Source organism: Microvirga sp. M2 (genome assembly GCF_047497095.1).
GTDB lineage: Bacteria > Pseudomonadota > Alphaproteobacteria > Rhizobiales > Beijerinckiaceae > Microvirga.
In genome coordinates, this window is record NZ_CP134063.1 from 1,960,765 (window position 1) to 1,982,947 (window position 22,183).

Below are 22,183 nucleotides of genomic sequence, written 5' to 3' on the forward strand. Positions count from 1 at the left end.
CGGCAGCTTCAGGAGCATTGCGCGGGAAGCGGATGCATGGCCCGCCGGAGGACCTCCACGATCCGCGCGTCGTCCGATTGCGCGACGTTGAACCGGAGGAACGAGCCGGCCGTCTGCGAGACGCTGAACACGTTGCCCGGGGCGAGCACGATGTTCTCGTCCACGGCCATGCGGGCCAGGGCGGCGGAGTCCTGCCCCTCGGGCAGGCGGCACCACAGATAGAAGCCGCCGCGCGGCATCAGCCAGGGCCTTATGCCGAGGGGCTCGAGGCGGGCCGCCATGGCGTGCCTGGCCCGCGCGAGGCGCTGGCGCAGGTCGTGCATATGCTTGCGGTAGCCGCCTCCCACGAGCACGCTCGCGACGAGTTCGGATGCGACCGGGCTCGGCCCGCCGAAACAGGTGGCGACCTGGAGATCGACCAGGCCGTCGATCCAGTCCGTCCGCGCCGCGATGTAGCCGCAGCGGATCGAGGCGGACAGCGTCTTCGAAAAGCTGCCGATCCGGATGACGCGGTTGAGCCCGTCGAGCACGGCGAGGCGGGGCGAGGGCTCCGGTTCGAAATCGGCGAAGATATCGTCCTCGACGATCGTCAGGTCGTGGGCCGAGGCCGCGCTCAGGATCCTGTGGGCGGTCTGCGGCGAGAGGGTCGCGCCAGTCGGGTTGTGGAGCGCCGAGTTGGTGATGTAGAGGCGCGGCCGCTCCGCGATCAGGGCCGCCTCGAAGGCCGTCACGTCGGGACCGGACGGCGTGTACGGAACGCCGACGATCCTGGCCTGATGGGCCCGAAGCAGCGCCTGGAAATTGAAATAGCCCGGGTCGTCCACAAGCACCGTGTCGCCGGGCCTCAGCAGGAAGCGGCAGATCAGGTCGATCGCCTGCGTGCCCGATCCGGTGAGCATGATCTGATCGGGCGAGGACTCGATGCCCTCCTCGGCGAAGCGGCCGAGCAGCCACCGGCGCAGGCGCGGGGATCCGCGCGTGCTGCCGTAATCGGTCAGCATCGAATCCTCCGCCCTGGCGAGCGTCCGCATGGCGCGGCGGAGGGCGGCGTTCGGCATCCAGTCCGGCGGAAGCCAGCCGCATCCGGGCTTCATCACCGCGGGATCGGCGTCGAGCGACTGTCGCGACACCCAGAACGGGTCGACCGCGCGGTCGCGCTGGGGCTCCGCCTCCGCCAGCGCGCGCGGCGGCTGGCCGCCGCCCGAGACATAGAAGCCGGAGCCGGCCCGGGCGCGGATCAGGCCCTCGGCGACGAGGCGGTCATAGGCTTCCACGACGGTCGACGGCGAGACGCCCATGGCGGCCGCGAGGGTCCGGATCGAGGGCAGCCGGTCACCGGGCACGAGGGCGCGGCCCGACACCTTCGAGCGGATCGCCGCCATGACTTCGCCGGTTCGTGTCTGGTTTCCGCTCTTCATCGAGTTCCTGCCGATTGTATGCTCTGCCGTACCCATACAGTTCTGGCAAATTGTATTGCACTGTCTCTGTCACGGCCAGCCTCGAAATCCTAGGATCCGGCTTGCCTAGGATCCGGCTTGCCTAGGATCCCCCTTGCAAGGAGAAGCGACATGGATCGTACGACGGACGGGTGGGGCAGCGGCCTTCTGGGTGTCATCATCTTCAGCGGCTCGTTGCCGGCGACGCGGATCGCCGTCGGCGATTTCTCGCCCCTGTTCCTGACCTCGGCCCGTGCGGTGATCGCGGGACTTCTCGGGGCCCTGTTCCTTGCGGGCCTCCGGCAGATGCGGCCCGGACGCCGCGATCTCGGGTCGCTCGCCGTGGTCGCTCTCGGCGTCGTGGTCGGCTTTCCGCTGCTGACGGCGCTCGCGCTCCGGCACATCACCTCGGCGCGGTCCATCGTGTTCATCGGCCTCCTGCCGCTCGCGACCGCCATCTTCGGGGTCCTGCGCGGCGGCGAGCGGCCGAAACCCGTCTTCTGGCTGTTCTCGGGCCTCGGCGCTGCGACCGTCGCGGGATTTGCCCTCTTCAACAGCGATGCGGGTTCGCTCATGGGCGACCTGCTGATGGTGGCCGCGATCGTGCTGTGCGGCCTCGGCTACGCGGAGGGAGCCACCCTGTCGCGAAGGCTCGGCGGCTGGCAGGTCATCTCGTGGGCGCTGCTTCTGGCGCTGCCGATCATGGGCATCCTCGCGCTGCTCACGGTCCCGGGCTCCTGGAGCGCGATCGGCGGTCCGGCCTGGCTCGGGCTCGCCTATGTCTCGGTCTTCAGCATGCTGCTGGGCTTCGTCTTCTGGTATCGCGGCCTCGCGCTCGGAGGCATCGCGGGCGTCGGACAGCTGCAATTGCTCCAGCCCTTCTTCGGCCTGACCCTCGCGAGCCTGCTTCTGGACGAGCCGGTCGCCTGGACGATGATCGCGGCGACGTGTGTCGTCGTCCTGTGCGTCGCCGGTGCCAAGCGTTTCGCCTGAACTAGCGTTTCGCCTGAACTAGCGTTTCGCCTGAACGCTCGGCTCCTTCGGCTTCGAGGATACTCCCCTTGCGGCAACGAATTGCCCGTCTCCGCCGTTCGCTCTGAGCCGGGCCGATCACGCCATGTCGCCTGCGCGCGGCGGCGGCGAGCCCCGGTGACGCGCAACCGCGAGGGAGGGAACTTCCATGACGAGGATCTATCTGACGGCCGCCGCTCTGCTTCTCGGCACGGCCGCCATGGCGCAGGACCGGACACCCCTCGGCTCGACCGGTGCGTCTCCGCCTCGCGGATTCTGGCGCACCTCGGATCTGATCGGGCACGGCGTGGTCGGCGCGAACGGACAATCGGACGGCACCATCTCGGATGTCATCCTCAACCGTGACGGGCATGTCAGCGGCTATGTGATCTCGACCGGCGGCATCGCGGGCATCGGGGAGCGGAAGGTCGCGGTCCCGTTCTATGCCGTGCGGATCGATCCGGTGGAGACGACGGCCTCGACCGGAATGGTGAGCGGAAACCTGCCGGCGAGTACGGCGGCGGGAGCAAAGACGCGGGCCGACATTCGGGTGAGCAACGTTCTGGCGCCGGACCGGATCACGCTGGATATCCCGCAGGACCAGCTCAAATCCGCTCCGGAATTCGTGAAGAAGTGACCGCGGCCGTCCCGGCGCGTCCGGTCCGTGCGTTCTCGCGACATGCCCTTCTCATCGGCCGGGCGTCTCCGGCGTCACCGGCCGCCCCTCGGACGGCGCTCCGGCAATGGACCCCGTCGCCCCGGGCGGCTCGGTGCGGTCCACGAAGACGAGCCACAGCGCCGTGCATATCAGGATGACGAGGATCGCGGCGACGGAAAGGGCGAGCCAGTTGCTCTGCCTCATGGGGGCCTCCCGGAGCGATGCGGCACCGGGGGAATGGATCCCCCGGATGCACCCGTGGCGCGGCTTTCGGCCGGCGTCAGGACCCGATCGCGACGAACAGGTACTGATCTTCGCGTTTCACGCGCAGAAGAACCGGCTTCTTGTTCTGCTGCGCCTGCGACCAGGCATTGGCGACGTCGGACGGCGAGGCCACCGGCTGGTTGTTGGCCGACACGATCACGTCGCCCTCCTTCAGGCCGTTCTCGGCCGCCGGGCTGTTCGGCTCGACCCGCTGGACGAGAACGCCCGTCGTGCCGGGGGCGAGACCGAGCTGGTCCTTCGCCGCGTCCGGGATCGGACTCAAGGCGAGGCCGAGCCGCTTTCCGGTGTCCTGCTGCTCGAGAGAGCCCATCTGGGTGGATTGCTCTTCCTGGCGCTGTCCGACGGTGACTTTCAGATCCTGCGTCTTGCCCGCGCGCACGACGGTCATGGTCGCCTCCGATCCGGGCTTCACGGCAGCGACGGCGCGCGACAGGCTGCGTCCGTTCTCGACAGGCTTGCCATTGAACGTGGTGATGATGTCGCCCGATTGGGCGCCGGCCTTCTCGGCCGGTCCGCCGGGCTGCACGGAAGCGACGAGGACGCCCTTGTCGTCGGGCCGTCCGAGCGCCTGAGCGATGGGGGGCGTGATGTCCTGAAGACTCAATCCGATGAAGCCACGCTCGATGTGGCCCGTTTGAATGAGCTGGTTGGCGACCGCCTGAGCGGTTCGGGACGGGACCGCGAAGCCGATGCCGATATTGGTTCCCGTCGGGGAGAAGATGGCGGTGTTCACGCCGATGACCTCGCCGGCCGCATTGAACAGGGGGCCGCCGGAATTGCCGCGGTTGATGGAGGCATCGGTCTGAATGTAGTCGTCATAGGGACCCGATCGAATGTCGCGGGCGCGGGCGGATACGACGCCGACCGTCACCGTTCCTCCCAGGCCGAAGGGGCTTCCGATGGCGATGGCCCACGAACCCGGTTCGGCCGCGTCCGAATTGCCCCAGGACGCCACGGTCATGTTCGGCTGCGGATCGACCTTCAGCACGGCGATGTCCGTCGCCTGGTCCCTGCCGATCAGCTTGGCCGGCACGTTCGTGTCTTCGCCGAAAACGACATGGATTTCTTCTGCTCCCTCGACCACGTGGTTGTTCGTGACGATGTAGCCGTCCCGGCTGATCACGAAGCCCGAGCCGAGCGCCTGCCGGATCTGCTCCCGCCGTTCCGGATGCTCGCTGTCGCCATAATAGCGACGGAAAAATTCCCGGAAGGGAAGGTCCTCGGGCAGCGACGGCATCTGGCTCTGTTCCAGCACGTGCTGGCGCGTGGTGATCGCCACGACGGAGGGCATCTTCTGCTTGACGACCCCGGTGAAATCGGTCGGGACCTGAGGCTGCTGGGCAAGGACTGGCATCGCCGGTAACGAGAGAGCGGCAGCCGAGAGCACGCTGGTGAAGAGGGTGGCCCGAAGACGGGCGGTGAGGGGCTGGCGGAGCATTCGATCGATCCTCCTGCAAGTGTGTGCAAGTGTGGAAGAGGGGAAAGTCCACGGTTGCTGTCCGCATGGCTCGTGTTTGCACGGCTTGAGTTTGCACGGCTTGAGTTTTGACGGTGCAGCATGTCGAACCGGCGATCCGCTCGTTGCGTTCGCAACATCGGCAGGCACGGGCCTGCATGCGATAGAGACGCGTCGCGCACCACTTGGTTTCAGCTTGACCGAAAAGCCTGCACGGCGAGGCGGTCTCCAGGGTGGCCGTGCCAGGAACAGACCTTTGCCGCCGACGTTGAGGATGAAACGCGCGCATGGGGAGAAAAACCATGAGTCAAGCCACGACGACCACCGATCATGACGAGATCCGCCGGTGGGCGGAGGAGCGCGGCGGACGGCCTTCGGTCGTTCGGACGAGGAGAGGCCGAGGAGGCATTCTCCGCTTCGATTTCGGCGAGAAGGACGAGGCGCTCGAAGAGGTCCCCTGGGATGAGTTCTTCCGGATATTCGACGACAGCGACCTGACGTTCCTGCATCAGGACAGCATCGGGGCGGATCAGACGAGCCGCTTCTTCAAGTTCATCGCAACGGAGGCGGCCCCCGCGAGGCGGCCTGCCGTCAGATCCTCCAGGAAGAGTCCAGCGAGGAAGAGTCCATCGAGGAGGAGTCCATCGACGCGAGCAACGCGGAAGGTCGGGAATGCGACAGCCCGATCCGGCACGGCGAAGAGCGCCGGGACGAAACGCACCGCGCGCGCGTCTTCGGCTTCCGCGGACGGCCGCAAGAGGAGCTCCCGCCAAACCGGGACCTCTGGCGGACGTACGGCCGGCACCGCCAAACGCGCCGGTGTGAAGAAGAGCACGTCGCAACGCGCATCCTCGGCCGGATCGTCCAGAACAGGTGTTGCCAGAAAGACCGCTGCGCGCAAGACGGCCCCTGCTGCGCGCCAGACGGCATCGAGTGCCCGCAAGACGGCCTCGGCCGCCCGCAAAACACCATCGAGCGCCCGCAAGACGGCGTCGATTGCTCGCAAGACGACGGCCGCCGCACGAAAGACGCCCGTGCGCCGTTCTGCGACGACATCCAGGACCACGCCCGCACGTTCCGGGCGCGTTGCGAAAACGACGCGCGCGGCGTCGGCCCGTCCTGCCGCGAGAACCCGTGCCGCGACGTCCAAGAGTGTCGTGAAACGCGCCGCCAAGACGGGAGCCGCCAAGACGAGCGCAAGGAAGACGAGCGCAAGGAAGACGAGCGCAAGGAAGACGAGCGCAAGGAAGACGAGCGCAAGGAAGACGACCGCAAGGAAGACGACCGTCAGGAAGGCGAGCGCCAGGAAGGCGAGCGCCAGGGAGACGAGCGTCAGGAAGACGGGTACCGCGGCAGGCGCCACGAGGCGTCGCGCGGCCGCATCGTCGACCGGCCTGAAGGGCGCGAGCAAGTCGACCCGGAAAACCGGCGGATCGTCGAAATCCGGTCCGCGCAAGCCGCGCTAGCGCATCCGCGCGGGCCGGGAGGTCCGCGCTCTCTCCGCAATCATCCCGGGCCGCGGAGCGGAGCCTGGGATCCATGACCGCTCACCGTATCGGATGACGCGCGACGGCACCGGCTGCGCGTCTCCTCGCCATGTCGGGGTCGATGGATCACTTTTCTCGCGGGGGTGACGGCGGGTGCACGGCCATGACCGTTGGCCGGCTATCGTGTCGCGTCGGTCGGTCGCCGGGCAGCTCCGCCGCCGACCATGATTCCGTCCGTCAGGGGATTGAAGCTGGTCAGGCGGCTGTAGTCGCCCGGCGCGCCGTTTCCGGATCCCAGCGCCGTTCCGATCGGCTCGAAACCGGTGATCTCGATCCGGGTGTTGCCGGTCCCTTCGGCCGCGACGAGGTTGAAGAGCGTGCTCGCGTTCCTCGGAGCGAGCCTGACGCAGCCGTGCGAGGCCGGCGTGCCGAGACGGGCGACGGCTTGGCTGCCATGAATGGCGTGGCCGGCATCGGTGAAGAAGATCGAATGCGGCATGGGAGCGTCGTCCCATTCCTTGGAGTAGTGCTCCCTCGCCAGCCGGGATGGAGCGAAGGTGCCGGAAGGCGTGGAATAATCGCCCAGGCCCGTCGAGACCGGCCAGGAATAGCGCTCCGCGCCGTCCACCGACACGGTCATGCGCTGTGTCGACTTGTTGACCAGGATGGAGATTTCGGCGGCCCCGGCTGGAGACACGGCCGCGAGAGCGGCAAGACATGCGGCAAGACATGCGGCAAGACGCGCGGTAAGACAAGCAGCCGTCAGCAAGGTCTTTCTGCCCATCGGTTCGTCTCCGCCTGCGGTTCGGTCATCGGCGTGGGGAAGCATGAGGGTATGACGATGCAGAACGGCTCAGGTTCCGTCCCGGAGCGCGATTTCCGCACCGGCCGTCACCGCGCCCTCCGAGATACCCTCCAAGGCGCCCTCCGAGGCTCGGGGAGGGGAGCCGTCCCGCGATACGGCCAAGCTGACGCCTAATTGCCACGTTCGCCCGGAGAATGCCCCCTATAAACATAGGGGTTGCCATGATCGCTCGTCTCGTTCTGGGCTGTGCCGTTGCGGCCTGCGCTTTGCCGGCTGCCGCTTCGGACCGCGCCACCATCGATGCCCTCGTGGCGCAGCACGCGAAGGCTCACGGCGTGCCCGCGGCTCTGGTGCACCGGATCATCCAGCGGGAGAGCGGCTACAATCCGCAGGCAGCCAACCGGGGTTTCCTCGGCCTGATGCAGATCCGCTACGCCACGGCGCGCGGCATGGGATACACGGGTCCGGCATCGGGCCTGCTCGATGCCGATACCAATCTCACCTATGCGGTTCCCTATCTCGCCAACGCCTATGCGGTGGCCGGCGGCAATATCGACCGCGCGGTCTCCCTGTATTCGCGCGGCTATTACTACGAAGCCAAACGAAAAGGCCTGCTGCGGCAGCTCAGAAGCGCCGCGAGCGAGCCCGTGGCGACGGGAGGGATCGCAGCCGTGTTCTCCAGTTCCGCCTCGGTCTCGGGACAGTAACCTTCGAAGCGCCGCCGCAGGCGATGTTTCGTGGTGCGTCTTGAAAATACCCCTTTTGCCCCAACTCCATTGGCGTTCGGCTTGCTTGTGAAGTTCAGGCCGGACCGACACACTTCCTCGGCATCGCATCACGGGATCGCATTCATGAAGCAGCAGACCGGAACGTTGAACACCTCGCCTGCCCGGGATTCGTCCCGTCAGGCAATGCCTGTGCCGCAAGGAGAGGCGCTTCGGCAGGAGATTTCGTCTCCGCAGCCTCCGAAGGCTCCTTCGAAGGCTCATGGCACCGAGGTATTCGCGAATCCCCTGGTCATTCTGGCTGCGATCACTCTGGGCTTTCCGGTCCTGGCCATGACGCTGGTGATCGGAGCCAATTCAGGCGTGCAGGAAGGAACCCTCGGAACGCTGACGACCTTCGTCGTGCTCTCGGCCTTCGTGGTCGCGGCGATCTTCGAGATCAAGCGGCTGGCGGACCTGCCCTCCGACCAGGACCATCACTGACGGCATCCCGTCCGGCTCTTCGTCGAGCTGCTCCGGCTCCATGGCGTCAGGCGTTTCGGGCTTCAGGCGTTTCGCTGAAAACGAGCCGCCTGAACCGGCCCTGAACGGTGCTCGCGGAGGCGCCGAAAATGGCCGTCTGACGCCCCCCGGGCTCAAGAATGCCGGGCCCATTTCTGCTTTTTGCAATATTGTCCGGGCTTCGCAGCCGCCCTGTTCCGATCTCCGCTAAGCTCCTGTTTTGTAACCGAAAGACACGGCGCGCGGCGGTCGAAATCCGTTCGTCATGAACAGGGAATCCAGCCAATTCATGATACCAGGGTTGGCAATTTGGCGCGAACGGTTTAGATAAACCTCATCGAAGGCAGCCAAATATGCTGTCCGTTTCGCCGGATCGAGGCATTTGTGCGCTCTCATGAGTGCCGGAATATGGCCTGGTCCAATCTTTCAACTATTCTCCTGGCTAACATTACACAACGGAGGTTGCCCCTAACCTTTTAGGCAGGGGAAATCGGGGGTTTGATGACTGATAAAGACGATACCGTGCGCAGCGCTGCTGCGGCCCTATCGGCTGACAAGATCGTCCTTCGCAACGTATTCAAAGTGTTCGGCCCGCAGGTTCCGCGGGCCATCGACATGATCCGGTCGGGACAGGGCAAGGATGCCGTCCAGGCCGAGACGCGCTGCACCATCGGGGTCAACGACGCGAGCTTCAGCATCCGGGAAGGCGAGATTTTCGTCGTCATGGGGCTGTCCGGCTCCGGCAAGTCGACTCTCCTGCGCCTGCTGAACCGGCTGATCGACCCGACCTTGGGCTCGATCCTGGTGGACGGCCAGGACGTGACGAAAATGAGCAAGCGCGACCTGATCGAGCTGCGTCGCCGCGACATGAGCATGGTGTTCCAGAGCTTCGCGCTTCTGCCCAACCGCACGGTCCTGGCCAATACTGCCTTCGGATTGGAGGTGGCCGGCATGGCCGAGAAGGAGCGTCACGAGAAGGCTCTCCGGGCGCTCGAGGCGGTCGGGCTCGGCCGCTATGCGGCAAGCCGTCCCGACGAACTTTCCGGCGGCATGAAACAGCGCGTCGGCCTTGCGCGCGCTCTCGCCAACGAGCCGACGATCCTCCTCATGGACGAGGCCTTCTCGGCCCTCGATCCCCTGATCCGCACCGAGATGCAGGACGAGCTCCTTCGCCTCCAGGCTGAGCACAGCCGCACCATCGTGTTCGTCAGCCACGATCTCGACGAGGCGATGCGCATCGGGGACCGCATCGCCATCATGCAGGACGGAGTCGTGGTGCAGGTCGGCACGCCGGAAGAGATCGTGATGAATCCGGCGAACGATTACGTTCGCTCGTTCTTCCGCAACGTGGACGTCGCGCATGTCTTCCGCGCGGGCGACATCGCCCGCCACAGCCAGATCACCCTGATCGACCGCGCCGGCCTGAGCGTCCATGCCGCGCTCGAACGCATCAGGGCCCACGATCGCGACGTCGCGATCGTGGTCGCACGCGACAAGCGCTACCAGGGCATGGTCAGCGCCGAGTCGCTCAAGGAAGCCGTGCGGGCCGGCTGGCCCGATCCCTATCGGCGGGCCTTCCTGCCCGACATGGCTCCCATCGAGGCCGATGCGCCGGTGGCGCAGGTCATGGGCCGGGTCGCCGAGAGCCGGTGGCCGGTGCCGGTCGTGGATGCGGCCGGGCGCTATGTGGGCACCATTTCCAAGTCGTCTCTCCTCATGACGCTCGACCGCGCCGCCTGAACACCTCTTCCGCGCGAAGGATACATTCATGGATTTCGACCTGAGCATCGGCGCTGCCGCCAGCGCCGCTGTCGAGTATACGCTCGACCATTTCTCTCCGACCCTCGACGCCATCGCGGACGTCATCGGCTTCTTCGCCAACGGCATCAAGGATGGGCTCTCGTGGCTGCCGTCCTGGGCCTTCATCGGCATCGTGGCGCTCTTCGCGCTCTGGCGGGTCGGCTGGAAATTCGCCGTTCTCTGCGGGGCGGCGCTTTTTCTCATCGTCGGCATGGGCCTGTGGAAGGAGACCATCGAGACGCTCGCCCTCGTCATCGCGGCGACTGCGATCGCGATCGCTCTCGGCATTCCGCTCGGCATCCTCATGGCCCGCAGCCCTCTGACCGCGGCCGGCACGCGCCCGCTGCTCGATCTGATGCAGACGATGCCGGCCTTCGTCTATCTCATCCCGGCCGCGATGTTCTTCGGTCTCGGAGCCGTGCCCGGCACCATCGCGACCGTCATCTTCTCGATGCCGCCCGTCGTGCGGCTCACGGCCTTGGGGCTGACGCAGGTGAACCGCGAATTCGTCGAGGCCGGGCAGGCCTTCGGCTGCACCGACCGCCAGCTCCTGTTCAAGGTGCAGTTCCCGCTGGCCCTGCCGTCCATCATGGCCGGCATCAACCAGACCATCATGCTGGGGCTCTCGATGGTGGTGATCGCCTCCATGATCGGCGCGGGCGGCCTGGGCAATACGGTGCTGACGGGCATTCAGCGTCTCGACGTCGGCGTGGGCTTCGAGGGCGGCCTCGCCGTGGTGATCCTGGCCATCATCCTCGACCGTCTGACGCAGAGCCTTTCACGGCCGGCAGCCCTGAGGATCCCGCTTCCCGTCGCCCGCCGCGTCGGAGCCGGGCGGGACATCCCCGGAATCCAAACCGCGCCTGCTCAGGCAGGCGCGTGACGACGGGCACGGGACCGGCCTCCCGGTCCCGTGCGCGACAACCCCAAGGGACGCCCTCAAGGGACGACCCCAAGGGGCAACCTCAAGAGCGATAAAGGAGAACCCTATGCTCAAGACCTTCGCCCGGATCGCCCTCGCGGCGGCCCTGACCACAGGCCTTGCGGGCACGCTGCAGGCGCAGGAGGACAAGAAGCCGATCAAGATCGGCTGGACCGCCTGGGCCGATGCGGAGTTCGTCACCAAGCTCGCCAAGAAGCTCATCGAGGACAACTATTCCGAGAAGGTCGAGCTTCTGCAGACCGATATCGCACCGCAATACCAGGGCGTGGCGAAGGGCGACATCGATGCGATGATGATGGCCTGGCTGCCCGAGACCCATAAGGATTACTGGAAGCGCGTGGGCGACAAGGTCGTGACCCTCGGCGTTCTCTACACGGACGCCAAGCTCGGATGGGTCGTGCCGAACTACGTCCCGAAGGATCAGATCGGATCCATCGCCGACCTCTCCAAGCCCGAGGTGAAGGAGAAGCTTTCGGGCAAGATCCAGGGCATCGACCCCGGCGCGGGCCTCACCCGCCTGTCGAAGGAAGCCGTCAAGACCTATGACCTGAGCGGCTACGACCTGACCACCGCCAGCGACGCCGCCATGGTGTCGGCCCTGGATCGCGCGGTCCGCCGGAAGGAGTGGATCGTGGTGACGGGCTGGAGCCCCCACTGGATGTTCGGCAAGTACGAGCTGCGCTATCTCGACGATCCCAAACAGGCCCTCGGCGGCGTCGAGCGGGTCTACGCGATCGCGCGCAAGGGCTTCCAGGGCGACCATCCGGAGGTCGCGCAGTTCCTGATGCGCATGCACCTTCCGCTCGGCGAGCTCGAAGCCGCGATGTCGGACGCGAACGAAGGCTCGGTCGACAAGGCGGTCGAGAACTACATCAGCGAGCATCCCGCGCGGGTCAAATACTGGCTCACCGGCGAGATGAGCTCCGCGACGTAGTCACGCGATATCGTCCGACTTCGTGAATGAAACGACGAGCCGCCGGGTTTCCCGGCGGCTCTTTCGTTCAGGGCAATGACCGCCGGCGCAGGGCGAGCCATGTGATGTCGTCCGATTGTTCGGCGTCGCGCACGAAATCCGTCAAGGCGCCGTAGGCGCGCTGCATCAGCGCCTGAACGGACGGGGCCTCGCGCTCGCGCAGGCAGAGAGCCTTCAACCGCTCTTCGCCGAAGGCTTCGTTCTCCGGATTGAAGGCCTCCGTGATGCCGTCCGTGAACGTGACGAGGAGATCGCCCGGCATCAGCGACAGGCGCGCGGCGCTGTAGCCCTGATCCTCCATCACGGCGAGCGCCATGTCGCCGGTCGCGTCGAGATAGCGCGCGCTGCCCGATGCGCTCACGAGAAGGGGAGGGTTGTGGCCCGCATTGACGTAGACGAGCTCGCCCGTGGAAACGTCGAGCACGCCGTAGAACAGGGTCACGAACAGCATCTGCTCGTTCTCGCGGGCCAGGAGATTGTTGACGCTCTCGATGCAGCGCGCCGGATCGGGCTCGTAGAGCGCGGTGGCCCGCAGCAGAGTGCGGGTGATCGCCATGAACAGGGACGCCGGGACGCCCTTTCCCGACACGTCTCCGATCATCAGGACGTATGTGTCCTCCGTCAGGGCGAAGCAGTCGAAGAAGTCGCCGCCCACCTCCTTGGCGGCGATCATGCCGCCGTCGACATCGATGGTGTCGATCGCCGGAAAGGTCGCCGGAACCATGGCGAGCTGCACCTGGCGGGCGATCTCCAGCTCCTGCTGGATGCCCGCGAGCTTCGTCTTCGTCACGAGGGAGTCGCGCAGGTCCGCGATCAGCTCGTTCAGCCTCAGATGCTGCTGGGTGATGCGGCCCGACAGCTGCTGCAGCACATGGGGCAGGAGGACGAAATCCGCATCCTCGCCGCCGTGATGCGCCTGCGTGTCGAGGATGGTGAGGATCTCGTCGCGTCCGTTCGAATCGAGGGTGCCGGCGAGCTCCTTCATCCTGCCCCGGATGAGCCGCTCCTGGCGCCGCCTTTGCCGGGTCTGCTGAAGGCGCAGCCGGTCGAGCGCGATGGCGTTGTCCCGGAAATGGCTGACCGTTTCCGCGATCCGGCCGATCTCGTCGTCGCCGGTCGGAGCGATCCGGGCGGTCGTGTCGCCCCGCGCGAGCGCGTTCAGCACCTTGGTCGTTCGGTCGAGCGGACGAAAGGCCCGGATCAGGTAGACATGAAGACCCGCTACGAGAGCCAGGGCGAACAGGAAGGATCCGGCCATGCTCAGGGTTCTGATCCGCTCCGCGGGCGCAAGGGTCCCGGTGGCGTCGTCGAGGGTGACCAGCAGGCCCGCGAGGCCTCCGCTCAGGTCGTTCACCGGCACCCCGACCAGGGAGTAGATGCGGCCGTCGACCTCCTGCGTCGCGACGCTCGCGCTGCGCAGGGGCAGGCGAGGGAGCAGCCTGTGCCACAGATGCGCATCGGTCCCCACGACCATGCGCCCGCGCGGATTGATCAGAAAGGCGTCGGTCTTCAGGCTCCCGGCAAACCGGCTCAGAACGTCCGCCGCATCGAGGCCCAGGGTGACGACGACGGTATCGCCCTTCGCGTCGCTAAGCGGGAATGTCTTCGCGATCAGGAAGCGGTCCGGCGCGCTTTGCCACAGGCCCGCCTTGCCGGCGCCCGCGGCCACTTCCGCGAGAGTGGTCAGGTCCAGGGCTCTTTCGCTGTCGAGCGCGCGCCCGGTCGAATGCAGCACCCGGCCGTCGCCGCGGGACAGTTCGAGAACCGCCAGCCTGTCGCGGATCGCGCCGAATTCGGAGTTGATGACGGATGCGATCCGACCGCTGCCGCCGTCGTCGATGGCCCGCAGGAGCGAAGCGCTCTGCAGGGCATCCGCCATCTGGTCGAGGCGCTCCACCTCGGAGCGGACGAGTTGCTGCCAGAGCGCGCTTTGCCCGTTGGTCGCCACGGAGGAGAGGCGCTGCGCTGAAATCGTCTCGCTCTGGCGGGAGGCCCAGAGCAGACCGCACACGATCAGCAGGGCACCCGCCGACGCGATGATGGAAAGGCGATGGCGCAACAGCATCAGAGGGTCTTTTCTGCAACCGGGTCCGAAGCGAAGCGGCGCCCGCCGCAGGCGCGCTCCACGGCTTCGTCGATCATGGGAGCCAGGCTGTCATCGAAATCGATGGCCCGGAGGCTTTCGGCTTGAAAATGCATCGTCGCGTAATGGGCATTCACCTCACGTGTGAGCGCGCGGGCTTCCTGAAGGGGCATGTCGGCCGGGGTCGCTGTGTGGACGGTCGCGGCTTGCGTAAAGTCGCCACCGCTCAGGGCGTCGATCACGGCCGCGAGATGTCGATGCGCCCGCGCCAGCGGACGAAGCGCCAGCAGCCAGAGGAGGGCCGAGGCCAGCAGCGCCGCGGCCAGCGCGAGGATCAGCGCCTGGGCCTGGAGGCGCTCGAACGCGCCGGTCACGGGACCGTCGTCCCGATAAACGACGATCTCCGCTCCCGGGCTCGCGAGAGGCAAGACGAGCGTATCCTTCGCCGAGCCGGGTTCGCCCCCGATGGCTCTGAAGCCGGCATCGGAGCGGACCTCGATGGCCCTGGTCCCGGCGATGCGGCGGCTCATGTCGTCGAGATACTCGGTCAGTCCTTCGATGGCCGTCAGGGGAATTCCATGGGCAAGCGCCTTGTCGACCGATCGCTGCACCGCTTCGGCCACCGCCTGCTGGGCCGAGCGCTGCTCCGAACGCAGGCTCTCCGTGACGAGCGAAATCGACAGCCAGGCGATGCCGAGGCCCGTCGTCGCCGTGATGATGAAGACGGCGATCACCCCCGCGACATGCGCCGACAGATGTCCTGTATGACTGCCTTTCCTGCGCTCAAAGGGCATGGTCGATCGCCTCGAGGCGCCCGGTGGCGCTTTCCAGATCCGCCATCGCCATCAGGCCGGACCGTCGCGCGGCATGGGCGGCCCCTCGCGGCTCGTTCGAATTCGACGGGTTGATGCGTCCTGCGAGCGCATCGGCGATCCCATGGTAGGGGCGCGTGATCCGCCGGCTCAGTGCGAGCGCCGCGACCGTCGAGACGGCGAGGCCGAGGGGAACGATCCAGAACGCCAATCTCTGCAGAAGACCGGGCAGATCCGCCGCCAGAGTCTCTTCGGGCGACGTGATGCTCACGATGTGGCCGACGACGTCGCCGAGATCGTTGCGGATCGGCAGGCCGAGAACGAGTTCGCCGGCGCCCTCGTAGCGCCAGTGGTCCTGCGCGCTGCCGGTGGTTGCGGCCGCGCGCCATTCGGCCGGAACGGGTTCGCCCTTGACGCCGCGATCCGTGCTGTAGACGGACACGCCGTCAGCGGAGAAGACGTCGAGTGCCTGAAGGACCGAATCCGTCGATCTGGCTCGCTCCAGCACGTCCTGCGTCGCGCCGATCTGAGCCAGCTGAAAACCGAGGCTCAGATTCGCCTCGATGCTCGTACGGAGGTTTTCCAGGCGAAACAGAATCCGGTCTTCCTTCTGCCGCTCCGCGATGCCCGAGAGGGTCAGATAGGTGGCGACGATGATGCCCATCATCGCAAGCGCGACGGGAATCGCTAAGCTTGCGATGACGCGGAAAGCAAAGCCCATAGGTCTCTCCGAACAGGAGCGTGTGGAGGAGGCGTCGAGTTCTCGATGATCGATTCAGCGGATCCGCCAACTCTTGCAAGGGTCGTTTTGCCAAAGGTCGTTTTGCCAAAGGTCGTTTTGCCAAAGGTCGTCTTGCAAGGGTCGATTTATTCTATAATAAAATATTCCTGCATCCGCTTGCGGAATATCGCTTTTAAAAACATTGCGGACAAAAACGATAATGTTGCAGTTCTCGGGGCGCATACTTGCAACGGTATGTATCATTGTGGCGCTTTGCCTGGGGCTCGGCGCCTATATGAGTTACGCGGCCGCGCGCACCACCTATCTCGACGGCATCGCGGCGCGCATGCGCATGCTCGCGGGACAGGTCGCCGCCGCGATGGAGAGCAGCCAATCGATGGGAATCGCCGTGACCGAGCAGACGGCTGTTCCCGGTCTGCTGACACGCGAATCCAAGGGCGTGCCTCTGCTGCTCGGCTTCGTCGTCCGCCTGCCCGACCGGAGCGTCCTGTTCCGGAGCGACGACATGAGCGAGGGCGAAGGGCAATTCGTCGTCTTTGTCCCCGTCACGAACGATTTGGGAGAAGTCACCGCCCGGGTCGAGGCGGTCTATGATTCCGGCCCCATCGGCGCGGCGCTGTCGGAACTGGCATGGACGATCGGCCTTGCCGCGCTCGCCGTCGCCCTATGCGCGACCGCGCTGGCGGCCATGGGAGTGCTCGTCCTCCTGAGGCCCATGCGGCGCCTTGCGGCAAATCCCGAGGGGCGGCTCGCGGAGAGCGCGGCGTGGAGCGCTCTTCGCCAGGCTCACGATCGCATCGAAGCGCGCCTGGGGCGTGCGGGATGAGGCGGGCGGCAGGCTTCGACGGGTCCCGGTTCGGCGCGAATTTCCGCCTGCGTCTCGCCGTGCTGCTCGTGGCGATCCTGACGCTCGGCCTCGGCGCCGTCTCCTACGCGGCCTTCACGGCGGGCCGTCAACTCCTGGTTCCGGAGATCGATCAAAAGGCCGAAACCGTCGGCCGGTCTCTCGCCGCGCAGGTGGAGCGCGCTCTCGCGCTCGGGGTGCCGTTGAGCGGGCTGGTCGGTGTCGACGGGAGTTTCAAAACGGTCCTCGACGCCAATGGCGAGTTCGCACGGATTGCACTGCTCCCGGCCGGGGCGGGTGCGCCCGCGATCACGGAGGGCAGGGCGGTCGCAGGCGGGCGAATGGTGGCGGCGCCCGTGCGGTTCGACGGCAGGGAGGTCGCCCGGATCGAGGTGACCGGCGACCCCGGCTATGCCCAGCGCATCCTGCACGGGCTCTGGAGCGATCTTGCCGTCGTGCTGCTGATCTCGGTCCTGATCGCGCTCGAATTGATGGTGCTGCTGTTCGGCGTCCGGCTCGTGTCCGCTCTCGATGGCGTGGAGAGCCGCATCAGGGCGCTGCGCATCGGCGATTTCAGCCGTCGCCCCGCGACGTCGGACGCTTCCGTGCTCGGGCAAGCGGCGGGATCGCTCGACCGCGCGGTCGAGCGTGAAAGAGCGCGGCACGAACGGCTCGTCGCCCGTGCCGACGATGTCGGAGACGCCGCCGCCCGCGCCGAACTCGCTTCTGTGGCGTCGGACACGAAGATCTTCGAGACGCAGGACGTTTCGGCGACCTCCGCCGAAAGCATCCGCGCGCCGCTCTTCCTGTTCATGTTCGCGCTCGAAATGACGCGCCCCTTCATGCCGGGCTATGTCGGCGCGCTCACGTCCGATCTCATCCCTCTGTCGCCCACGATGGCGGTCGGCGTCGCGATGGCCGCCTACATGGGGATCGTGGCGGCGCTGCAACTGCCGCTCGCCGTGCAGACCGCGCGGTGGGGAAGGGGATTGTCGTTCCGTCTCGGAGCGAGCGTCGCGGCGGCCGGATATCTGACCTGCGCAGTGTCGACAGGCTTCCTCATGTTTCTTGCCGGCCACTGCCTGTCGGCGATCGGCTTCGCGCTGGTTTTCGTGGCCGCGCAGGGACATGTCATCGACACCAGCAGGGGCAAAAGCCGCATGCGCGGTCTCGCCATCATGGTCGGAGCCATCATGGTCGCGGGCCTCTGCGGCCCGGCCGTCGGCGGCATGCTGGCCGAGCAGATAGGGCCGTCGCTCACCTATCTCGTCATCAGCGGCTTCGCGCTCTTGAGCCTCGCGATCGGCTGGACGATCATTCCGCTGAAGCGGGCTGCGACGGACGCGATGGTCTCCCATCCCGCGAAGGCGTCGTCCCTCTGGACCGGATTGAGCCGCTCGCCCGCCTTCGGAGTCCTTCTGCTGGGCTGCGCCCTGCCGGCCAAACTCATTCTCTTCGCGCTGTGCTTCTATCTCGTTCCGATGCAGATGGCCGCTCACGGCGCGTCCGCGGCGGAGATCGGGCGGGCGCAGATCGTCTATCCCATGGCGACCGTGCTGCTCGTTCCGGTCTTCTCCCATCTGTCGAAACAGCTCGACATGCGAATGCCGTTCGTGCTGGGCGGCGCCTTGCTGACGGGGCTTGCCTGCCTCTACATCCTGCTGCCCGCCGGGAACTGGATCCTGTTCGCGATCCTGCTGCAGTTCGGCGTCGCTCAGGCGATGTCGATCACCCCGCAGGCGGGCCTCGTCGGCGAATTGGCGTCCCGCATCGGCGCGGAGGATTCCGCCTTCGGCCTCTACAGGCTGGTGGAGCGCATCGGGAGCGCTCTGGGGCCCGTCGTGGCGGGCCTCCTGCTCGCGCGGTTCGGTTTCGAGGCGGCGCTTCTCGCGCTGGGCGGCATCGTGGCGGCGGGAGCCGTCGTGTTTCTTTTCGTTCACATGGGCACGAGGCCCCGTTCGGCCCCGGTCGAAAGTTCTGTCAGGATTTGAGATGTTGAACCGCCGGGACATGATCGCCGCACTGGGCCTGGGCGCGACGGGCACGCTCGCTCTCGGTGCGGGCGCAAGCAGGGCGGCCGATGCCGCGGCCCGGCCGCACATCTACATGATCACGTTCCGGGGCGAGACGGAGGTCGAGCGCGGCTATCGCGATTACTTCGCGGCGAACGGCGTGGACGCCCTCTTCACGACACGGGACATCGACAGGGACGTCCGGAAGCTGCCCGCCCTCGTCGAGGAGATCCGCGCGCAGAAGCCGGACCTCGTCTATACCTGGGGGACGCCGGTCACCCTCGGTGTCGCGGGCCGTTTCGATGCGGCCGATCAGGCCCGGCACATAGTCGATATTCCCGTCGTCTTCGCGCTCGTCGCGGCGCCGGTCGCGGCGGGCATCATCCCGTCCCTGGAAAGACCGGGCCGCCGCGTGACGGGCGCCATTCACGTCGTGCCGCCCGAGAAGCAGCTTCGAGCCATGAAGTCCTACCGGCCGTTCAGGACGCTCGGCGTGCTCTACAGCAGGAGCGAGCAGAATTCCGTCGCCATCGTCGAAGAGCTTCGCCGCCTCGCGGGGCCGATGGAGTTCCGCCTCGTCGAGCGCACCTTCGCCACGAACGCGCAGGGCGCGCCGCTCGCCGACGGGGTGGAGGAGCTCGTCGCCCAGATCCGCCGTGAGGGGGGCGACTGGCTCTATTATCTGCCGGATACGTTCCTCGGAACGATCTACGGCCGGGTGTCCCCCGCGGCCCTGGCGGAAGGATTGCCGACCTTCGGAGCCGCGGAGCTGGCGGTCCGCGAGGGCGGCGCCCTGGTCGGCCTGATCAGCCGCTACTATTCCGTCGGTCAGCTCGCCGCGTCAAAATCGATCGAGATCCTCAAGGGGCGGGATCCGGCCGCGATCCCGGCCGAAACGCTCAAGCGCTTTTCGCTCATCATCAACATGGAGGTGGCCAAGAAGCTCGCCTTCTATCCGCCGCTCGCCATGCTCAACTACGCGGAAGTCATCTGATGCTCGCTCGGGAAGAGGCAGGCCTGGACGAGGCGTTGAGCTGGGACACGCTCGACGGGCGTCATGTGGAAGCCGTGTGCGCTCTCCATCACGTCGCGGTCGGCACGCTTCCGAGCACGGATTGGGTGAGGCGCGAGACGCCGGACTTCTTCGCGGACATTCTCGAGGGCAATGGTCTCGGTCTCGGCGTGTTCCATGAGGATCGGCTGATCGCCTACGCGCTGATCCAGACGCGCCTGGAGCCGGAGGACGATCTTCGCTCGCTTCTCGGTTACGCCACCGCGCGCCCGACCGCCAAACTGTGCGGAAGCGCCGTCGATCCGGCCTATCGCGGAAGAGGTTTGCAGCAGGCCCTGAGCCGTGAGCGGCTGGCCTTCGGGCGAAAGGCGGGAATCGAACGCTTCTTCGCGACCGCCGCCCCGCAGAATTGCCCGAGCTGGATGAGCCTGATGCGGGCCGGGCTCACGATCGCGGCGCTCGGCGAGCGCTACGGCGGCAGGCTTCGTTACACGCTCGTCCTGGACGAGGTTCGCTCGGATCGGGCCGTGGGACGCAGGGAGGTCGACGCGTCCGATGTCGCCGGGCAGGCCGATCTCCTCCGAGCGGGTTGGCGCGGCATCCAGTACCGCCGCTCGGGCGGAAGCGTTCTGCTGGAGTTCAGGACATGTTGAGGCTGAAGGAGGCGCAAGCCGCCGGGTGCGCGCATCCGCCCGCGGAGGAGCCGGTCGCACGGGCGCGCCTCACCGTGGACCTCGATGCGATCGCCCGCAACTTCGCGGCCGTCCGGGGCGCGCTCTCCCAAGGGGCTGCATCCGCCGTCGTGAAGCGCGACGCCTACGGGCTGGGCCTCGTGCCCGTCGTCCGGTCCCTGGCGGCGGCCGGGTGCAGGGTCTTCTGGGTGGAAACCTTCGAGGAGGGTCTCAGCGTCCGGCAGGCCGTGGCCGGCGCTCGCGTCTTCGTGCTTCAGGGGCTCGCCGGCCGGCGGCCGCAGGATTTCGTCGAAGCCCGCCTCATCCCTGCCTTGGGCACGGCCGAGGAGATCGCGCTCAGCGCCCAAGCGGCGCCCCGAATGTCCGTCGCGATCAATCTCGATACGGGCCTCGGCCGCATGGGCGTTCTGCCAGACGCGTTCCGGGAGATCGCGGCGGGGTCCGGGCTGAAATCGCTGGACGTGGCGGTTCTGATGTCCCATCTCGCCGGATTCTCGGAGCCGGACCGCGACGGGAACAGGAGCCAGCTCGCCTTGTTCCAGGAGCTGTCGGCCCTGGTTCCGGATGCGCTGCCGAGCATCGCCACGTCGTCCTTCGTCTATGCGGGGCCTCGTTGGCACATCGGGCTGGCGCGGGTGGGGAGCGCCCTTTACGGCGTGCACAGCGCCCGCATCGCCGGATACCGCTCCGAGCCCGTGATCGCGCTCGACGCTCCCGTGCTGTCCGTGCAGGGGCTGCGGGCGGGAAGCCGCCTGGGCTATCGGGGCGACAGGATCAACGAGCCGCGCCGGATCGCGACGATCGCCCTGGGCTATGCCGACGGCCTGCCGGAGGCGTTCACGGATCGCTGCAGCGCCTTCGTGAACAATCGGCGCGCGGCCTTCGTGGGAGATGCCGCGATGACGACCACCTGCGTGGACGTCACGGGCCTTGCCGACACCGGGATCCGGCCGCGACAGTGCGTCGAGATCGTCGGGCCGAACCAGGACATCAACGTCCTGAGCGGCGCCTTGGGCATCAATGCCAACAGGCTTCTCGTCGCCTTCGGCCTTTCGACGCACCGGACCTACCGAGGCGGTGGCAGCCATGGCTGAAACGACGGGTCACGGAGCCCAAGTCACGGCCCAAGTCACGGCCCAAATCACAGCCCAAGTCACCGAACTTGAGAACGATCTCGGCGATCTCGACAGGATGGCCGCCGCGATCGAGGCCTTCTGCGAGGCGCACGACGTCCCGTCCCGGGACGCCGCGCAGCTCTGCCTGGTGATCGAGGAAATCTTCACCAACATCGTCACTCACGGGCATGACGAACCGGGCGGGCGCATCGTCGAAATGCGCATGGCGTCGGCCCCCTCGGCCGTTCACGTCGAGATCGTCGACGACGGCAGGCCCTTCAATCCCCTCGATGCGCCGCCGCCCGATCTCGACAGCGGCGTGGAGGAACGTCCCATCGGCGGCCTCGGGGTCCATTTCCTGCGCACGATGATGAGCGATATCGTTTATGAACGCTCACAGGGACGCAACCATCTTCGATTTCAAAAAACCTATACTGCTCGTTCGAAAGGCGCTTGAGATGATCATTCAGGAACAATCCATCGGCGATGTCGCCGTCGTCGTCGCGAATGGACGGCTCGACAGCAACACGTCCGGACACCTGGAGGAGATCCTCAGCGAACGCGCCCGGAGCAGGCCGACCCTGATCGTCGACCTCAAGGACGTCGCCTATGTCAGTTCGGCGGGATTGCGGGTGCTGCTCAAGGCCGCGAAGCTCGCGAAGGCCGGCAGGAACCGGCTGGCCCTCGCCGGTCTCGCGCCTCAGGTGAGGGAGGTCTTCGACGTCAGCGGCTTCACGCCGATCTTTCAGATCTTCGACGACGCCGGTACGGCCGCCGCCGCTCTCTCGTGA

The 22,183-nt window shown here is 66.7% G+C and carries 22 protein-coding genes; 14 read left to right on the top strand and 8 right to left on the bottom strand.

Translation table 11 applies throughout. The annotated features are described in order from the left end of the window. Window positions 1-8: 8 nt before the first annotated feature. Window positions 9-1,418 carry a PLP-dependent aminotransferase family protein gene (locus RE429_RS09295; RefSeq protein WP_414473993.1) on the bottom strand — a complete coding sequence of 470 codons (1,410 nt, stop codon included), beginning with the start codon at window positions 1,416-1,418 and terminating at the stop codon, window positions 9-11. Window positions 1,419-1,568: 150 nt separating this feature from the next. Here RE429_RS09295 and RE429_RS09300 point away from each other — a divergent pair, with 150 nt between their 5' ends. Both RE429_RS09300 and RE429_RS09305 read left to right on the top strand, forming a co-directional pair. Beyond that, window positions 1,569-2,429, top strand: a complete 861-nt coding sequence (locus tag RE429_RS09300; protein ID WP_414473994.1) for a DMT family transporter — start codon at window positions 1,569-1,571, stop codon at window positions 2,427-2,429. Between the two features lie 187 nt (window positions 2,430-2,616). Continuing rightward, window positions 2,617-3,084 (top strand): PRC-barrel domain-containing protein, encoded by a 468-nt coding sequence (locus tag RE429_RS09305; protein WP_414473995.1) that lies wholly within the window; start codon window positions 2,617-2,619, stop codon window positions 3,082-3,084. A gap of 51 nt (window positions 3,085-3,135) precedes the next feature. Here RE429_RS09305 and RE429_RS09310 read toward each other — a convergent pair whose 3' ends face one another. The 4 genes from RE429_RS09310 to RE429_RS09325 form a co-directional block, all read right to left on the bottom strand. Beyond that, a complete protein-coding gene (locus RE429_RS09310) occupies window positions 3,136-3,309 on the bottom strand; it encodes a hypothetical protein (protein WP_414473996.1) in 174 nt (57 codons plus the stop codon). A 76-nt stretch (window positions 3,310-3,385) separates the two neighbouring features. Next, window positions 3,386-4,828 (bottom strand): DegQ family serine endoprotease, encoded by a 1,443-nt coding sequence (locus RE429_RS09315; RefSeq protein ID WP_414473997.1) that lies wholly within the window; start codon window positions 4,826-4,828, stop codon window positions 3,386-3,388. A gap of 547 nt (window positions 4,829-5,375) precedes the next feature. Beyond that, window positions 5,376-6,302 carry a hypothetical protein gene (locus tag RE429_RS09320; protein ID WP_414473998.1) on the bottom strand — a complete coding sequence of 309 codons (927 nt, stop codon included), beginning with the start codon at window positions 6,300-6,302 and terminating at the stop codon, window positions 5,376-5,378. A gap of 209 nt (window positions 6,303-6,511) precedes the next feature. Next, the gene (locus RE429_RS09325; RefSeq protein WP_414473999.1) at window positions 6,512-7,117 is read right to left on the bottom strand and encodes a L,D-transpeptidase; all 606 of its coding nucleotides are present in this window, start codon (window positions 7,115-7,117) and stop codon (window positions 6,512-6,514) included. Window positions 7,118-7,359: 242 nt separating this feature from the next. Here RE429_RS09325 and RE429_RS09330 point away from each other — a divergent pair, with 242 nt between their 5' ends. The 5 genes from RE429_RS09330 (at window position 7,360) to RE429_RS09350 (ending at window position 12,041) form a co-directional block, all read left to right on the top strand. Continuing rightward, a complete protein-coding gene (locus tag RE429_RS09330) occupies window positions 7,360-7,845 on the top strand; it encodes a transglycosylase SLT domain-containing protein (RefSeq protein WP_414474000.1) in 486 nt (161 codons plus the stop codon). A gap of 144 nt (window positions 7,846-7,989) precedes the next feature. Beyond that, window positions 7,990-8,346 (top strand): hypothetical protein, encoded by a 357-nt coding sequence (locus RE429_RS09335; RefSeq protein WP_414474001.1) that lies wholly within the window; start codon window positions 7,990-7,992, stop codon window positions 8,344-8,346. 519 nt (window positions 8,347-8,865) lie between these two features. Next, window positions 8,866-10,104, top strand: coding sequence for a glycine betaine/L-proline ABC transporter ATP-binding protein ProV (gene proV, locus RE429_RS09340; RefSeq protein WP_414474002.1), 1,239 nt, complete (start codon window positions 8,866-8,868; stop codon window positions 10,102-10,104). A 28-nt stretch (window positions 10,105-10,132) separates the two neighbouring features. Then, complete coding sequence (locus tag RE429_RS09345) at window positions 10,133-11,047, top strand: ABC transporter permease (protein ID WP_414474003.1); 915 nt, start codon at window positions 10,133-10,135, stop codon at window positions 11,045-11,047. 106 nt (window positions 11,048-11,153) lie between these two features. Further along, entirely contained in the window at window positions 11,154-12,041 is an 888-nt protein-coding gene (locus tag RE429_RS09350; RefSeq protein WP_414474004.1) for a glycine betaine ABC transporter substrate-binding protein, read from the top strand. Between the two features lie 67 nt (window positions 12,042-12,108). Here RE429_RS09350 and RE429_RS09355 read toward each other — a convergent pair whose 3' ends face one another. Genes RE429_RS09355 through RE429_RS09365 form a run of 3 tightly spaced genes read right to left on the bottom strand, consistent with a single transcriptional unit; the run spans window position 12,109 to window position 15,696 of the window. Then, entirely contained in the window at window positions 12,109-14,145 is a 2,037-nt protein-coding gene (locus RE429_RS09355) for a SpoIIE family protein phosphatase (RefSeq protein ID WP_414474005.1), read from the bottom strand. Then, window positions 14,145-14,957, bottom strand: coding sequence for a hypothetical protein (locus RE429_RS09360; protein WP_414474006.1), 813 nt, complete (start codon window positions 14,955-14,957; stop codon window positions 14,145-14,147). The genes RE429_RS09355 and RE429_RS09360 overlap by 1 nt, the downstream gene beginning before the upstream one ends. After that, the gene (locus RE429_RS09365) at window positions 14,947-15,696 is read right to left on the bottom strand and encodes a hypothetical protein (protein WP_414474007.1); all 750 of its coding nucleotides are present in this window, start codon (window positions 15,694-15,696) and stop codon (window positions 14,947-14,949) included. The genes RE429_RS09360 and RE429_RS09365 overlap by 11 nt, the downstream gene beginning before the upstream one ends. 220 nt (window positions 15,697-15,916) lie before the next feature. Between RE429_RS09365 and RE429_RS09370 the strand changes: the two genes are divergently transcribed. From RE429_RS09370 to RE429_RS09400, 7 genes are read left to right on the top strand one after another with little or no spacing between them, the layout of a single operon-like run. Then, window positions 15,917-16,543 carry a hypothetical protein gene (locus tag RE429_RS09370; RefSeq protein WP_414474008.1) on the top strand — a complete coding sequence of 209 codons (627 nt, stop codon included), beginning with the start codon at window positions 15,917-15,919 and terminating at the stop codon, window positions 16,541-16,543. Continuing rightward, the gene (locus RE429_RS09375; RefSeq protein WP_414474009.1) at window positions 16,540-18,552 is read left to right on the top strand and encodes an MFS transporter; all 2,013 of its coding nucleotides are present in this window, start codon (window positions 16,540-16,542) and stop codon (window positions 18,550-18,552) included. Before RE429_RS09370 ends, RE429_RS09375 begins: the two co-directional genes overlap by 4 nt. Window position 18,553: 1 nt before the next feature. Then, on the top strand, window positions 18,554-19,567 hold the full coding sequence (locus RE429_RS09380) for an ABC transporter substrate-binding protein (protein ID WP_414474010.1): 1,014 nt from the start codon (window positions 18,554-18,556) through the stop codon (window positions 19,565-19,567). Beyond that, a complete protein-coding gene (locus RE429_RS09385) occupies window positions 19,567-20,238 on the top strand; it encodes a GNAT family N-acetyltransferase (RefSeq protein WP_414474011.1) in 672 nt (223 codons plus the stop codon). The genes RE429_RS09380 and RE429_RS09385 overlap by 1 nt, the downstream gene beginning before the upstream one ends. After that, complete coding sequence (locus RE429_RS09390) at window positions 20,232-21,371, top strand: alanine racemase (RefSeq protein ID WP_414474012.1); 1,140 nt, start codon at window positions 20,232-20,234, stop codon at window positions 21,369-21,371. The genes RE429_RS09385 and RE429_RS09390 overlap by 7 nt, the downstream gene beginning before the upstream one ends. Beyond that, window positions 21,364-21,849: an ATP-binding protein gene (locus tag RE429_RS09395; RefSeq protein WP_414474013.1), complete on the top strand. Its 486-nt coding sequence runs from the start codon at window positions 21,364-21,366 to the stop codon at window positions 21,847-21,849. The genes RE429_RS09390 and RE429_RS09395 overlap by 8 nt, the downstream gene beginning before the upstream one ends. Window position 21,850: 1 nt before the next feature. Then, window positions 21,851-22,183, top strand: coding sequence for an STAS domain-containing protein (locus tag RE429_RS09400; RefSeq protein WP_414474014.1), 333 nt, complete (start codon window positions 21,851-21,853; stop codon window positions 22,181-22,183).

What these genes read in the sequence shown, in the direction of transcription:
- RE429_RS09400 (WP_414474014.1), top strand. Translation starts at nt 21,851, where the DNA reads ATGATCATTCAGGAACAATCCATCGGCGATGTCGCCGTCGTCGTCGCG.
- proV (WP_414474002.1), top strand. Translation starts at nt 8,866, where the DNA reads ATGACTGATAAAGACGATACCGTGCGCAGCGCTGCTGCGGCCCTATCG.
- RE429_RS09375 (WP_414474009.1), top strand. Translation starts at nt 16,540, where the DNA reads ATGAGGCGGGCGGCAGGCTTCGACGGGTCCCGGTTCGGCGCGAATTTC.
- RE429_RS09330 (WP_414474000.1), top strand. Translation starts at nt 7,360, where the DNA reads ATGATCGCTCGTCTCGTTCTGGGCTGTGCCGTTGCGGCCTGCGCTTTG.
- RE429_RS09390 (WP_414474012.1), top strand. Translation starts at nt 20,232, where the DNA reads ATGTTGAGGCTGAAGGAGGCGCAAGCCGCCGGGTGCGCGCATCCGCCC.
- RE429_RS09295 (WP_414473993.1), bottom strand. Translation starts at nt 1,418, where the DNA reads ATGAAGAGCGGAAACCAGACACGAACCGGCGAAGTCATGGCGGCGATC.
- RE429_RS09355 (WP_414474005.1), bottom strand. Translation starts at nt 14,145, where the DNA reads ATGCTGTTGCGCCATCGCCTTTCCATCATCGCGTCGGCGGGTGCCCTG.
- RE429_RS09365 (WP_414474007.1), bottom strand. Translation starts at nt 15,696, where the DNA reads ATGGGCTTTGCTTTCCGCGTCATCGCAAGCTTAGCGATTCCCGTCGCG.
- RE429_RS09380 (WP_414474010.1), top strand. Translation starts at nt 18,554, where the DNA reads ATGTTGAACCGCCGGGACATGATCGCCGCACTGGGCCTGGGCGCGACG.
- RE429_RS09310 (WP_414473996.1), bottom strand. Translation starts at nt 3,309, where the DNA reads ATGAGGCAGAGCAACTGGCTCGCCCTTTCCGTCGCCGCGATCCTCGTC.
- RE429_RS09370 (WP_414474008.1), top strand. Translation starts at nt 15,917, where the DNA reads ATGTTGCAGTTCTCGGGGCGCATACTTGCAACGGTATGTATCATTGTG.
- RE429_RS09345 (WP_414474003.1), top strand. Translation starts at nt 10,133, where the DNA reads ATGGATTTCGACCTGAGCATCGGCGCTGCCGCCAGCGCCGCTGTCGAG.
- RE429_RS09395 (WP_414474013.1), top strand. Translation starts at nt 21,364, where the DNA reads ATGGCTGAAACGACGGGTCACGGAGCCCAAGTCACGGCCCAAGTCACG.
- RE429_RS09350 (WP_414474004.1), top strand. Translation starts at nt 11,154, where the DNA reads ATGCTCAAGACCTTCGCCCGGATCGCCCTCGCGGCGGCCCTGACCACA.
- RE429_RS09385 (WP_414474011.1), top strand. Translation starts at nt 19,567, where the DNA reads ATGCTCGCTCGGGAAGAGGCAGGCCTGGACGAGGCGTTGAGCTGGGAC.
- RE429_RS09315 (WP_414473997.1), bottom strand. Translation starts at nt 4,828, where the DNA reads ATGCTCCGCCAGCCCCTCACCGCCCGTCTTCGGGCCACCCTCTTCACC.
- RE429_RS09335 (WP_414474001.1), top strand. Translation starts at nt 7,990, where the DNA reads ATGAAGCAGCAGACCGGAACGTTGAACACCTCGCCTGCCCGGGATTCG.
- RE429_RS09305 (WP_414473995.1), top strand. Translation starts at nt 2,617, where the DNA reads ATGACGAGGATCTATCTGACGGCCGCCGCTCTGCTTCTCGGCACGGCC.
- RE429_RS09360 (WP_414474006.1), bottom strand. Translation starts at nt 14,957, where the DNA reads ATGCCCTTTGAGCGCAGGAAAGGCAGTCATACAGGACATCTGTCGGCG.
- RE429_RS09325 (WP_414473999.1), bottom strand. Translation starts at nt 7,117, where the DNA reads ATGGGCAGAAAGACCTTGCTGACGGCTGCTTGTCTTACCGCGCGTCTT.
- RE429_RS09300 (WP_414473994.1), top strand. Translation starts at nt 1,569, where the DNA reads ATGGATCGTACGACGGACGGGTGGGGCAGCGGCCTTCTGGGTGTCATC.